15 protein-coding genes are annotated in these 13,280 nt (G+C 45.5%); 12 read left to right on the forward strand and 3 right to left on the reverse strand.

Going from position 1 to position 13,280, the window contains the following annotated elements; all coding sequences use genetic code 11:
• The first annotated feature begins 75 nt into the window (after positions 1-75).
• On the forward strand, positions 76-1,014 hold the full coding sequence (locus CZ502_RS01255; protein ID WP_076459300.1) for a peptidylprolyl isomerase: 939 nt from the start codon (positions 76-78) through the stop codon (positions 1,012-1,014).
• A 243-nt stretch (positions 1,015-1,257) separates the two neighbouring features.
• Here CZ502_RS01255 and CZ502_RS01260 read toward each other — a convergent pair whose 3' ends face one another.
• Together CZ502_RS01260 and CZ502_RS01265 are read right to left on the reverse strand one after the other, a co-directional pair.
• Complete coding sequence (locus CZ502_RS01260) at positions 1,258-1,485, reverse strand: hypothetical protein (RefSeq protein ID WP_076459301.1); 228 nt, start codon at positions 1,483-1,485, stop codon at positions 1,258-1,260.
• 1 nt (position 1,486) lies between these two features.
• Positions 1,487-1,921, reverse strand: coding sequence for an HIT family protein (locus tag CZ502_RS01265; RefSeq protein WP_200804208.1), 435 nt, complete (start codon positions 1,919-1,921; stop codon positions 1,487-1,489).
• Between the two features lie 140 nt (positions 1,922-2,061).
• Between CZ502_RS01265 and CZ502_RS01270 the strand changes: the two genes are divergently transcribed.
• Genes CZ502_RS01270 through trmB form a run of 3 tightly spaced genes read left to right on the forward strand, consistent with a single transcriptional unit; the run spans position 2,062 to position 4,646 of the window.
• Positions 2,062-2,799 (forward strand): ABC transporter ATP-binding protein, encoded by a 738-nt coding sequence (locus tag CZ502_RS01270; protein ID WP_076459303.1) that lies wholly within the window; start codon positions 2,062-2,064, stop codon positions 2,797-2,799.
• A complete protein-coding gene (locus CZ502_RS01275) occupies positions 2,792-3,994 on the forward strand; it encodes an ABC transporter permease (RefSeq protein WP_076459304.1) in 1,203 nt (400 codons plus the stop codon). Before CZ502_RS01270 ends, CZ502_RS01275 begins: the two co-directional genes overlap by 8 nt.
• Before the next feature lie 13 nt (positions 3,995-4,007).
• Positions 4,008-4,646: a tRNA (guanosine(46)-N7)-methyltransferase TrmB gene (gene trmB / locus CZ502_RS01280; RefSeq protein ID WP_076459305.1), complete on the forward strand. Its 639-nt coding sequence runs from the start codon at positions 4,008-4,010 to the stop codon at positions 4,644-4,646.
• Positions 4,647-4,687: 41 nt separating this feature from the next.
• Here trmB and CZ502_RS01285 read toward each other — a convergent pair whose 3' ends face one another.
• Positions 4,688-5,020, reverse strand: coding sequence for a hypothetical protein (locus tag CZ502_RS01285; RefSeq protein WP_076459306.1), 333 nt, complete (start codon positions 5,018-5,020; stop codon positions 4,688-4,690).
• 160 nt (positions 5,021-5,180) lie between these two features.
• On the opposite strand from CZ502_RS01285, the gene CZ502_RS01290 reads away from it, so the two are divergent.
• The 8 genes from CZ502_RS01290 (at position 5,181) to nrdR (ending at position 13,273) form a co-directional block, all read left to right on the forward strand.
• A complete protein-coding gene (locus tag CZ502_RS01290) occupies positions 5,181-5,501 on the forward strand; it encodes a thioredoxin family protein (RefSeq protein ID WP_076459307.1) in 321 nt (106 codons plus the stop codon).
• Positions 5,502-5,602: 101 nt separating this feature from the next.
• Positions 5,603-6,247, forward strand: coding sequence for a YtpR family tRNA-binding protein (ytpR, locus tag CZ502_RS01295; protein ID WP_076459308.1), 645 nt, complete (start codon positions 5,603-5,605; stop codon positions 6,245-6,247).
• Positions 6,248-6,382: 135 nt separating this feature from the next.
• A complete protein-coding gene (murC, locus tag CZ502_RS01300; protein WP_076459309.1) occupies positions 6,383-7,690 on the forward strand; it encodes a UDP-N-acetylmuramate--L-alanine ligase in 1,308 nt (435 codons plus the stop codon).
• Positions 7,691-7,778: 88 nt separating this feature from the next.
• Positions 7,779-8,492, forward strand: coding sequence for a Bax inhibitor-1/YccA family protein (locus CZ502_RS01305; protein ID WP_076459310.1), 714 nt, complete (start codon positions 7,779-7,781; stop codon positions 8,490-8,492).
• 162 nt (positions 8,493-8,654) lie between these two features.
• Positions 8,655-11,315, forward strand: a complete 2,661-nt coding sequence (polA, locus tag CZ502_RS01310) for a DNA polymerase I (protein ID WP_076459311.1) — start codon at positions 8,655-8,657, stop codon at positions 11,313-11,315.
• 12 nt (positions 11,316-11,327) lie between these two features.
• Entirely contained in the window at positions 11,328-12,161 is an 834-nt protein-coding gene (gene mutM / locus CZ502_RS01315) for a DNA-formamidopyrimidine glycosylase (protein ID WP_076459312.1), read from the forward strand.
• 2 nt (positions 12,162-12,163) lie between these two features.
• Positions 12,164-12,763: a dephospho-CoA kinase gene (coaE, locus tag CZ502_RS01320; protein WP_076459313.1), complete on the forward strand. Its 600-nt coding sequence runs from the start codon at positions 12,164-12,166 to the stop codon at positions 12,761-12,763.
• A 45-nt stretch (positions 12,764-12,808) separates the two neighbouring features.
• Positions 12,809-13,273, forward strand: a complete 465-nt coding sequence (nrdR, locus tag CZ502_RS01325; protein ID WP_076459314.1) for a transcriptional regulator NrdR — start codon at positions 12,809-12,811, stop codon at positions 13,271-13,273.
• The last annotated feature ends 7 nt before the right edge of the window (positions 13,274-13,280 follow it).

Here is a 13,280-nt window from a genome sequence, read left to right on the forward strand (position 1 = left end):
GGAATGAGAAAATAAGTGTGGTATATTGGATGAGTGAAGTTTTTCGAAAAATATAATAAGGGATGTGTAACATACATGAAGTCCAAAAAATTAATTGCAATTATTGCAACGGCAGCATTAATGTTGCCATTAGCTGCTTGTGGAAATAAGGCAGTTGCCACTACTAGTGGTGGTAAGATCACCGAAAGTGAATACTACAGCAGTATGAAGCAGACTAACCAGGGGAAGCAAGTCTTGCAACAAATGATCCTTGATAAGGTTCTGGAAAAGGAATACGGCAAGCAGGTTAGTGACAAGCAGGTCAACGCTCAATTTAACACTTACAAGAGTGAATACGGCTCACAATTTAATGCAATGCTGCAGAGCCAGGGGATGACGACCAAGTCATTGAAGGAACAGATCCGGTCTAATTTGTTGCTGACGGCGGCTGCTCGTGATTACTCCCACATTACAAGTAAGCAGATTAACAAGCAATGGACGAAGTATGAGCCAAAAGTGCAAACAGCAACAATTTTAGTTGGTAGTAAAGCTGATGCGGAAGACATCATTAGCCAATTGAATGATTCAAGCAACAAGTACAAGACATTTAAGAAGCTTGCTAAGTCCAAGTCAACTGATAGTCAGACGAAGAATAATGGTGGTAAGTTGCCAGCGTTTGACAATACCGATAACCAACTAGACTCATCCTTTAAGAAGGCCGCCTTCAAGCTTAAGACAGGTGAGTACACAACAACGCCTGTTAAGACGGATGACGGTTACCAAGTTATCTACATGATTGAACACCCAGCAAAGGGGAAGAAGAGTCAACACATCAATGACCTTAAGAACCAAATCGTCCAAGAAAACATGAACAACCAAAACTTCATGCACAAGGTTGTTTCAAATGTATTGAAGAAGGGGAATGTCTCAATTAAGGATAACGACCAAAAGAACATCCTTGATGAATACCTCAACTCCAACAGCACGACAAACGGCTCCCTTGGGCAAACCAGCTCAAGCAGCAGCGCTAAGTAAGCGCGGATAGCACGATAAAGTAACAAGAGGCTGGGAAGAAACATTGTTTCTTCCCAGCCTCTTGTTGTTGCTTTATCTCCGAATATTACACAGTAATCACGGGAACCAATAGGCTAGCTCCGCGTCGACAGCGAGCCCCTCAAGGGTAACTACGGGCAAACGTCGGCCCGTGCCGTGCTAACGTCCGTCCTAGGTTACCCCACCGGGGCTCCGAGAAGCTTTTTTCCAGCTTGCTTTTAATAATTACTTATTTTCCTTAGCATCAATCTTTAATACGTCAAGAATAATTTGAATACGGTTTAACCGCGGTGTCGTCTTAAACTGCCATTTTTTAATGTCGCGTTGGACACCGTCGCTGAACTGTTGAACACCCGTGAGTGCTTTTGTGAGCTTGGCCGTGTTATTTTTTAGACCGGTAATGGCGGTGCTAAGATTTTGCAACTCGGCTTTCATTTCAGTAAATGCTTGCATGTTACTCTTCCTTTAACTGGGCAATGATTGCCTCTTGGATTTGCTTGTACTTTGCTTCGTCATAATTGCCGGAGTTATCCTTAAAGATCATCTTGAAGTCATCATGGTCTGTGTACCGGGGGATTAGGTGGAAGTGGGAGTGGAAGACTGACTGGTAGGCCACTTCACCGTTATTGTTGACGACATTCATCCCCTTAATCGCAGGGTTAGATGCCTTCACTGCCCGGGCAATCTTGGGAATCCGAGAAAAGACTTCGGCAGCGAGGTCGGCATCGTAGGCAAATAGGTCTGGCACGTGTTTCTTAGGAATTACCAGGGTATGACCAGGAGTGCCCTGGGAAATATCAAGGAAAGCTTTGACGACGTCATCTTCGTACACCGTGTAACTAGGGATTTCACCCTTAATGATCTTGCAGAAAATACAATTATCCATCATTCTCACTCCTTAGTGGTACTAAACTAGTTCTAGTATACCGAAAAAATTAGCAACGTGCATGATTTAGCTTCAGAAAAGACCTATGATATAATCATATGATATGGTTAAATAAATTCACGGAACACTAAGAAGGAATGACAATGGCTTTAGAGATAAAAAACTTGGTCGGGGGATATTCGCAGCTCCCGGTCCTAAAAGATGTTAGCCTCGCTGTCCAACCAGGCGAGTTGGTCGGCTTAATTGGGCTTAATGGTGCAGGAAAATCGACCACGTTAAACCACATCATCGGCTTATTACGGCCGTTTTCTGGGTCGATTACCCTCAACGGATTAACGTTACAAAAAAATCCGGAAGAATATAAAAAGCAAATTGCATATGTACCGGAGACGCCAATCCTTTATGATGAGTTGACCCTTCGTGAGCACCTCGAATTAACGATGATGGCTTACCAGTTAAATCCAGATGAGACCTGGCCGCGGGCAAAAAAACTATTAAAGCTCTTTCGGCTAGATAACAAGCTTGACTGGTTTCCCGCTAACTTCTCTAAGGGGATGAAGCAAAAGGTAATGATCTGCTGCGCATTTATGACGAATGCCAAATTACTGATTGTCGATGAACCGTTCTACGGCCTTGATCCACTAGCAGTTCACGACCTGTTAAACTTGATTGCGGAAAAAAAGAAGGCCGGCGTCGGCGTGCTGATGTCAACGCACGTCTTGGATACGGCGCAACGCTACTGTGATCGCTTTGTCCTTTTAGCTAACGGGAAAGTTCAAGCCCACGGGACGCTTGATGAACTGCGGGCAGCTGGTGATTATGATGGTGAATCACTCGATGAGATTTATCTCCAATTAGCAAAGGGTGATCACCATGAATAAGCTGTTTAATAAGCGCCGCAGCCAACACTTCTTGCTTCTCTTGCGCTACTGGCGACTCGTGTTTAATGATCACTTTGTCATCGCCTTATTCTTCTTGTTTGGTGCATTGGCATACGGTTATTCACAATTGCTACCGCAGTTGAGCCCTAATCAGTGGCGGACACGGTGGGTACTCGTCATTTGGTTTACCCTTATTCCCCAGCTAGGCCGGCTAGCAACCCTGATCAAGCGGCCAGACCCAGTATTCTTACTCCCCCAGGTTAGCGCAATCCGTCATTACCTAAGTAGTGCTAAACTATACAGCCTAATCCTGGGTGAGATCATTACCGTTGTCGGAACCTTTATCGCCTTGCCGTTTGCCCTTACGACAGAAAAACTTGGGACTGGGGCAATTGTTGCGATCTTTTTAACGGCGGTAGTTACGAAGGCGGATTGGCTTCACCTGACACATAAGGCGATTACTCAACGCTGGGGCCACCAGCACCGCCGGACAGTCCTTGAGTACTGGGCAAACCCATTGCTAGCAGCATTAGCAACGTGGCTAATTAACCCGTTTGTCGGGTTAGGAGTGGCCGTGCTTTTGTACATTGCTGTTTGTTGCTATTACCGTGACCTCGACCTTGACTGGCGGTTGGCGGTCCAGAGCGAACAGGACCGGATGTACAGTGTCTACCGGTTCTTTAACCTCTTCACGGATGTTCCCAGTGTTCAAGGAAAGACAAGGCGCCGCCACTGGGCAGATGGGGTAGTCAACTGGTTGAGCATCCCTAACCACCCGTGGTCGTACTTGTATGCCCGGGCATTTGTGCGCAGTACCGAGGTTAGTGGAATCATTGGCCGCCTGACCGTCCTCGGGATGGTAATTGTCTTTTTACTGCCTGCTGGATGGTTAAATACGGTGATGGTTGCCTTATTTATTTACCTGATTGCTACCCAGTTGATGCCCCTTTATGACCAGTACCAGGCAAATGTCTTTACCCACATTTATCCGGTTGCTAGTGGCCAACAGCAAGAAGACTTCAAACAATTACTTGCGAAGGTGACAGCGGTTGAAGCCTTCCTGGTCGCCTTAGCGAGTGTTGGCTGGCAGCTTAATTGGTCACAACTACTACTTAACCTGGTAATTGCGATCATTGAAGTTGCAATCTTAACCCGGTTCTACTTTAGTGTTCGTGTAAAGAAATTAGTAAAGTGAGGATTTATTGATTATGCGTGTAAAACATAAAAAATGGGCAGACCCACTAATTGCTGCTCACCCAGAGATGATGATTGAGAATGCCCCGCAGTATAAGGGAAAGTGGCAGACACGGTTTGCTAAAGAACAGCCCCTCCACTTAGAAGTCGGCATGGGGAAGGGACAATTTATCATCGGCATGGCGATGGCCCACCCAGAGATTAATTTTATTGGCCTAGAGATCCAACGGACAGTGGCCGCCATTGCCTTGAAAAAGGCCCTTGAAAAAGAGCTCCCTAACCTGCAGTTAATCTGTGGGGATGGTGGTGACCTTGCTGAATACTTTGCGCCGGGAGAAGTCAGCAAGATGTACCTAAATTTCTCTGACCCATGGCCAAAAAAGCGGCATGCCAAGCGGCGGCTAACTTATAAGACCTTCTTAGCAAGTTACCGCAATATTCTTCAAGAACATGGTGCCGTCGAACTAAAGACTGATAACATGGGACTCTTTGAGTTTTCACTAGCCAGCATGAATAATTTTGGAATGCATTTTGATGGTGTCTGGCTTGACTTGCATAATAGTCCAGAAAATGAACATAATGTCGAGACTGAATATGAGCAAAAGTTCGCAGCCAAGGGGCAACCGATCTATAAATTAACAGCTAATTTTTAAATAACAAAAACCTGCTACAGTTCAAGGTAGCAGGTTTTTGTTTACTCCACACGTTTTAATTCTAATAAACTACCGGTGTAAGCATCGGCCACAAAAGTATAATCAACTTTTTGGTTATCTTCTAAGCGGGTGATTCCTCCTTGGTAGGCCGCTGTCTTTACCGCGAAGCGCTGAAATGGGACAACTTCATCACTAATCCAGCTACCACAAACGTCACCTTCGCTTGCAAAGTCGTCCTTGACTAGCTTAAGGATCCGGTCGGCTGAGATTTGCCGGTTGCCAAATAATTTGCCAGCGATAAAGCCGGCGATTCCTGACGCACCAAGGGTGACAGGGATCAACCAGGGATTAAGGGAGTTATTACTTGCGTTCATTTAATTGCTTCCTTTATATCTAAAGTTTCTTCCGTTCAAACATTAGGTCTATTCTATCATCTTAGGCCCTAAAATCCAAACATCATGCCACAGGCAAAATCCTTATAATAGATAAGTTCCATGGTATACTATCTTTAAGAAGTAATGGGAGGTTATTCCAATGGAAAGATTACCACAAATTAAAGAAGACCAGCTTTTAGCAAAAATTGGTCAGGGCAAGGTTGTCCTTTTCTTCACCGCTGATTGGTGCCCGGATTGTCAATTCATCAAGCCCGCAATGCCAGAAATCGAACAAGACTTCAGCGATTACCAATTCTACTTGGTCGACCGTGATGAAAACATTGATTTAGCCGCCGAATTAAATATTTTTGGGATTCCTAGTTTCGTTGTTTATAACAAGGGGCAAGAAATTGGCCGCTTAGTAAATAAGGACCGGAAAACTAAGGAACAGGTAGAAGACTTTTTAACTGGCTTGAAGTAAAATGAAGGGGCGATGCTTTCGCAAATGAAGAAATGCGATGGCCTCTTTTTTTATTTTGTGCCATAATGAAAAAGATAAAAGTTATAGGAGAGGAATATTTGATGTTAATTTCAAGTTACAATCCCAGTGAAATTGGTGATATTTTGGTTGTAATTACCGGTCAAGATACTGCTGAGCAAGATACCAAGGTTGCTGATGACGTTGCCCAAATCACTTCTGACAAGGGTGACTTGCTTGGTTACAACTTTATGAACGCTAGCAAGATTTTACCCGAATTGGTCGACCACAACGGGCAAGTTTTCTTGACTGATGAGCAGGTTGCAAAGTTAAATGACAAGCTGACCGCAGCGGGCTTTGATAAAATGCTTACTGCCGACCATGAGCCAAAGTTTGTGGTGGGTTATGTTGAAAAGATCAGTGACCACCCTAAGTCAGACCACTTAAAGATTACCCAGACCAAGATTAATGCTGACCAGACGGTCCAAATTGTTTGTGGATCGCCGAATGTTGCGGAAGGTGAGAAGGTCGTCGTTGCCCGTCCTGGAGCAATGATGCCTGATGGGAAGATTATTTGGCCTGGTCAACTGATGGGGGTCGACAGTGCGGGGATGCTTTGTGGTTTCCGTGAATTGCGGATCAAGAACGCCCCTGATGAAAAGGGCCTATTCATCATTCCAGATGACTGGCAAGAAGTCGGCGAAGCAGTTGACTTTGCCAAAGCGGATACCTACTACCCGGCAAAGTAAAATTTAGCAAATACTATTGCCAAAATTTTAGAATGCTTTATCATTTAGTGGGGGAAAACTAGTCGTGAGATTGCGCGCGGTGGACCCTCACCTTTATTTTTAAATTAATTGCATTGTTGAAAGGAAATTGGATTAATGGAACAAAAGACATATTATTTTGTTGGAATTAAGGGGACTGGGATGGCTGCCTTAGCACGAGTCCTCCATGACCAGGGCAACGCCGTCCTTGGCTCAGACATTGAAAAGGAAACATTTACACAGGCGCCACTATTAAAGGCGGGAATAAAGATATTGCCATTTGATCCAGCCAATTTGAAGCCGGGAATGGTTGTTGTCCAGGGGAATGCTTTTGATGATAATCACCCTGAAATTAAACGGGCGCATGAACTCGGCTTGACGGTTTTAAGCTATCCAGAAGCCGTTGAAAATGAAGTTACTAACCATACCAGCATCGGGATTGCCGGCGCGCATGGGAAGACCAGTACGACAGCCTTGCTTTCCCATGTTTTAGCAGCGGTTGAACCGACCAGTTTCTTGATTGGTGACGGGGTTGGTAAGGGTAATGATAATGATCGCTTCTTCGTCTTTGAAGCCGATGAATACCGCGACCACTTCCTCGCCTACCATCCTGACTATGCGATTATGACTAATATTGACTTTGACCACCCGGACTACTTTAATGACATTGATGATGTTCGTGACTCGTTTGCGACTTACGGTAAACAGGTTAAGCGGGCAATCTTTGCCTGGGGGGATGACCCTAACTTGCGGCAGTTAAACGTTGATGTTCCGGTTTACTATTACGGGACAAACCCGACTGACGATTTCCGGGCAGAAAACATCCAGCGGACACCGGCAGGGTCGACTTATGATGCCTACTTCCGTGATGAAAAGCTAGGGACCTTCACCATCCACTTGTATGGTGAACACAGCGTCTTAAATAGCTTGGCAGTCTTAGCAGTTGCCTACATGGAACACATTGACATGGCTGAAATTAAGAAGGAATTAGCTAATTTTACTGGTGTAAAACGCCGCTTTAGCGAGACGGATGTGGCGGATGCGACGATTATTGACGACTATGCCCACCACCCACAAGAAATTAAGGCAACAATTGATGCCGCCCGGCAAAAATACCCTGACCGGCAAATCATTACGGTCTTCCAGCCCCATACTTATTCTCGGTTGGCGGCCTACCTTGAGGGCTTTGCTAAGTCTTTGAGTCGTGCGGATAAGACCTTTGTTACGCCGATCTTTGGCTCAATCCGGGAAAATGCGGGAAATGTTTCTAGTGCCGACCTTGAACAACGGATTCCCGGTAGTGAAGGAATTGATATGGATTCAATGGATAAATTGTTGCAATTCCACAATGCCGTCGTTGTCTTCATGGGTGCTGGCGACATTGAGAAGTATGAAGATAAGTACAAAGAATTATTAAATAATTAGCTTAATACTTGAACGAGATGGTGGCCTTTGCTACCATTTTGATAATTAGTCAAATAAAGTCAAATTGAAATAGAAAGAAGGAGCTTTGATGAATAACTTCTCACAAGAACCTGGTCGCCGGGTTGTTACCGATGCGACTGGTTTGAATAGCTTTTTGACCCGAATGTATGGAAATATGACCCTCGCGGTGCTAGTTTCCGCATTCAGTGCCTACCTGACAATGGGGGTCTTTCGTAACGCCGTTTTCGGCTTTTTCGGTGCCCATCCGGCAATGGTGTGGATAATCCTCTTGTTGCCAATCGCCTTGTCAATGGGTGTTAGCTTTAGTGCTACCCGTAACCCGGTCGGCAGTTTTATCATGTTGATGCTGGTGGCGATTATCTACGGGGTTGAATTTGCAATCATCGCCGGAGTATACTCTGGCGCAAGCATTGCGTCGGCCTTCGTTTCATCTGCGGCTGTTTTTGTAACGATGGCGCTGTACGGGACCTTTACTAAGCGTGACTTGAGTACTTTTGGTTCGCACGCCACTGCGGCATTAATTGCCTTGATGATCGCTTACTTCATCAACATGTTCTTAAAGAGCCCCGCAATTGCTTACATCTTCTCATTCATCGCCGTTATTATCTTTACTGTTTTGACGGCATGGGATGCCCAAAAGATGAAGCAGATTTACCTAAATTATGGGGACCAGGTTTCCGTTACCGGGTTAGCAGTGTTAGGGGCATTGCAACTGTACTTAGACTTTGTAAACCTCTTTATCTCACTTCTCCAGATATTTGGAATGAGTGAACGCAACTAATTAAGATAAAGTTCAGTGTGAACGCAACTCACGCTGAACTTTTTTATTACCTCCAAAAGGATCCTTATTCGACAATTATCGCTTAATTCTTTAGTCAAGAAGCTAAACCATCATTGGATTCTTTGGTACAATTACTATTAGCGATAGAAGGGCGGGAATTAAATGACAAAGCAATTACTCTTAATCGACGGAAACAGTATTGTATTCCGCGCATTTTTTGCAATGCATAATCAAATTGATAAGTTTACTAACAAGGACGGCTTACACACGGCGGCAATTTATGGCTTTAAGCTGATGCTCGACCACGTCCTTGAAAACTTTAAACCAGATGCCGGCCTGGTTGCCTTTGATGCCGGCAAAGTTACCTTCCGGACAAAAATGTATGATGACTACAAGGGTGGCCGCAGCAAGACCCCGAGTGAGCTGACCGAGCAATTCCCCTATGTTCGGCAACTAGTGAAAGATTCCGGGCTCCATAGCTACGAGCTGGCAAATTATGAGGCCGATGACATTATCGGGACCCTGGCGAAGCAAGCCGATGAGGCGGGCTACAAGACCCTGATTGTAACGGGGGACCGTGATTTAACCCAGCTTGCCAGTGAAAACACGACCGTTGCAGTGACCCACAAGGGGGTAACTGATACGGAGCACTACACACCAGCGCATGTCGAAGAAAAACTCGGAATTACCCCGACGCAGATTATTGATATGAAGGCGTTGATGGGGGATACTTCTGATAATTATCCAGGGGTCACCAAGATTGGTGAGAAGACAGCAATCAAGCTGGTAAAGCAGTTTGGTTCAATTGAAAATCTGTATGATAACATTGATGACCTGAAGAAGAGCAAGATGAAGGAACACCTGGTGGAAGAAGAGGCAATTGCGCGCCAATGTAAGACTCTCGCCACGATCCTTCGTGACGCCCCGCTAGAGATTGGGCTGCAAGACCTTACCTACAAGGGCCCGCAGACGGAAGACCTAGTTAAGTTCTATCAGGAAATGGATTTTAACTCCTTCTTAAAGAAGATGGACGTTGACGCTGGAGATGACAGTGAAACGATTACGCCAATTAATTACACTGTCTTAACTGCGGCCAACCTTGACGCGGTTAGTACCCTCAAAGGAGAGGTTAGCTTTTACTTAGAAATGCCAGAAGCAAATTATCACACCTCTCCATTTGCGGGCTTCGTTATCGGGGCCGGGGACCAATGGTTTGTCAGCCGCGATGTTGAGCTTTTGAAGCAGGCACCGCTAATGTCCTTACTGACGGGCTCGACCATTAAGAAGAATGTCTTTAATGCTAAGGCGCAGATTGTTGGTTTAAATCGTTTAGGCATTAAGCTAACACCAATTAACTTTGACCTCCTGCTGGCCTCCTACCTATTAAACACTAATGATAATAGCAATGACCTTGGCCAGGTTGCCCACGAGCACGACTATGATGATGTGCTAACTGATGAGGAAGTCTATGGCAAGGGGGTTAAACGCGCTGTCCCCGAAGATGACCAGACCTTTTTCACCCACTTAGCTAATAAAGCCCGGGCAATTGAGCAGTTACGAAAGGCATTGTTTGCTAAACTAGACGACAACAAGCAGACCCCGCTATATACTGACATTGAGCTTCCACTAACGCGGGTCTTAGCACAGATGGAAATTACCGGGGTGCATGTCGATGCGCAGACCCTCAAAGAAATGGGGAGCAAGCTAACGGAGCGCCTAGCTGAAATTGAGGCGCAGATCTACCAAGAAGCCGGTGAAGAATTTAACATCAATTCGACCAAGCAGCTTGGCCATATCCTTTTTGAAAAATTGAAGTTGCCCGTAATTAAGAAGACCAAGACTGGCTATTCAACAGCAGTTGATGTGCTGGAGAAGTTAGCGGACCGGTCGCCAATCGTTGAGCAAATTTTAGAATACCGGCAGATTGCCAAACTCCAGTCGACTTACATTACCGGCTTGCTCAAGGTGATCCACTCAAGTGACCAAAAGATCCACACCCGTTACCTGCAAACGTTAACCCAGACTGGCCGGCTCTCCTCAGTTGACCCTAACTTGCAAAATATCCCGGTCCGCTTGCCGGAAGGGCGGCAAATCCGCCGGGCATTTGTCCCTAGTCATGAAGGCTGGCAGATCTTTTCATCGGATTATTCCCAGGTTGAACTACGGGTGCTTGCCCACATCACTGGTGATAAGAACTTGCAGGAAGATTTTAAAAACGGTGAAGATATCCATGCTAGTACAGCGCGGCGGATCTTCCACCTCGGACCTGATGAAGAGATTGACCGGAACATGCGGCGCCGGGCGAAGGCGGTTAACTTCGGAATTGTTTACGGGATTAGTGACTATGGCTTAGCACAGCGGATCCACGTTAGCCGTGCCGAGGCGCACGAGTTTATCCAAAATTACTTCCATGAATTCCCCGGGGTAAAGAAGTACATCAATGACACGATTGAATTTGCCCGGGAAAATGGTTATGTGGAAACAATTACCCATCGTCGCCGCTACTTGCCAGATATCCACGCGAAGAGTTTTAGCCGGCGGTCATTTGCCGAGCGGACGGCAATGAACACCCCAATTCAGGGAAGTGCTGCCGATATTATCAAGATTGCGATGATCCGGATGCAAGATGAGCTGACTAAGCAGGGGCTTAAGGCCAAAATGTTATTACAAATTCACGACGAACTTGTCTTTGAAGCACCAAAAGAGGAAATTCCAACCCTCCTAAAGTTAGTCCCTGCTGTAATGGATTCTGCCGTCAAGCTGGACGTACCATTGAAAGTCGACAGCAAGTTTGGTGATACCTGGTACGACCTAAAAAAATAGGAGGAATTTTTCATGCCAGAACTACCAGAAGTTGAGACTGTCCGGCGGGGCTTGATGCGCATTGCCGCCGGAAGAAAAATTACCGGCATTGATGTGTATTACGGCAAGACGATCACCAATGATGTTGAAGAATTTAAACAAGCATTGGTCGGGCAGACAATTGAAAAAATTGACCGGCGGGGGAAGTATCTGTTATTTCGCTTTAGCAATGATTTAACGATGGTTTCGCACTTGCGAATGGAAGGAAAGTACTTTAACCAGCCGAATGGTGGCCCGATTGATAAGCATACCCACGTCGTTTTTCACTTTACTGACGGGACGGAGCTTTGTTATCATGATACCCGCAAGTTTGGTCGAATGACCCTGGTGAAGACCGGGGATGAAATGATGGTGGGCGGATTAAAGACAATTGGCCCGGAACCGACTAATGAAGCGTTTAAGCTGGAATTCTTTAACCATGAACTAAAAAGGAGTCGGGGAAAGATAAAGCCATTCCTACTCAACCAGAAGCATGTTGCTGGTCTTGGCAACATCTACGTTGATGAAGTCTTGTGGCAGACAAAAATTAATCCGGAACAGCCAGCTAATACGTTGACTGATGAACAAATTGCCCGCCTACGTGAGAATATTATCAATGAATTGGCGACCGCGATTAAGTACAAGGGCACGACTGTTCATAGTTTTACCAACGCTTTTGGCGATGCCGGCGCATTCCAGAAACGACTAAATGCTTATGGCCATGCGGGGGATAAGTGCCCGCGCTGTGGTACTAAAATGGTTAAGATTAAAGTAGCAGAGCGGGGAACGACTTTTTGCCCGCACTGTCAAGAATTGAAAGAAGAGTAGTTATGACAAAATTAATTGGCTTAACTGGTGGAATTGCGACAGGAAAGTCAACGGTTAGCACCATTATTCGGCAAGCAGGGATTCCAGTAATTGACGCTGACCAAGTTGCCCGGCAAGTCCAGCTGCCCAACACGGTGGGCTTAACCGAGATTGTTAATGCCTTTGGGCAGCAGGTGTTATTAGATAACGGTGAATTGAATCGTCCCGCGCTGGGGAAGATTGTCTTTAATGATCAAAAGGCACGGCAAAAACTGAACGATATTATGCAGCCCTTGATTCGTGATGAAATTTGGCGGCAGGTAGCAGCATTAAAAAAACAGCACTTACCAGCGATAATCTTGGATGCCCCCTTGCTATTCGAACAGCACTATGATGAGGACTGTGACCAAGTAATCGTTGTCTTTACTGACCGGGAAAAGCAGCTCCAACGGCTGATGGCCCGCGATCATTACAGCCAAGACGAGGCCCTTAACCGGATAAAGGCGCAGCTAAGTTTAGCTGATAAAGAGAAGAAAGCTGATATTTTGATTGATAACAACGGCGATGAGCTTCAGCTGCAAAAACAGGTTGCCAGCTTGATTAACAAGTTAAAGAATAATTAATATGGTAAAATAAAGTACTTATATTAAATGAAGGAGGGGAACACATTGCGCTGTCCACATTGTCATAAAAATGGCTCGCGAGTAGTCGATAGTCGGCCGAGTGAAGATGGTAGTTTTATTCGTCGCCGTCGTGAATGTGTTCACTGTGGTTTTCGCTTTACAACCTTTGAACGGTATGAAGAGACCCCATTGCTAGTTATTAAAAAAGATGGTACCCGCCAAGAGTTCAGCCGGCAAAAGATCCTTAACGGAATTGTTCGCTCAGCAGAAAAACGCCCGGTAAGCATGGAGCGGCTGACTAAGATTACGGATAAGGTTGAAAAACAGGTGCGGAGTCTCGGTGAAAGTGAAGTTTCGAGTCAGGTGATCGGTAAGTTTGTCATGAATGAGCTGAAAAACGTTGACGAAATTGCCTATATTCGGTTTGCTAGTGTTTATCGGCAATTTAAGGATGTCGATGCCTTTATGAATGAACTAGAGTCAATGATGAAGACGGAACATAAAAAGTAAGCAGGGG

This window comes from Limosilactobacillus caccae (assembly GCF_900156885.1).
GTDB classification, from domain to species: domain Bacteria; phylum Bacillota; class Bacilli; order Lactobacillales; family Lactobacillaceae; genus Limosilactobacillus; species Limosilactobacillus caccae.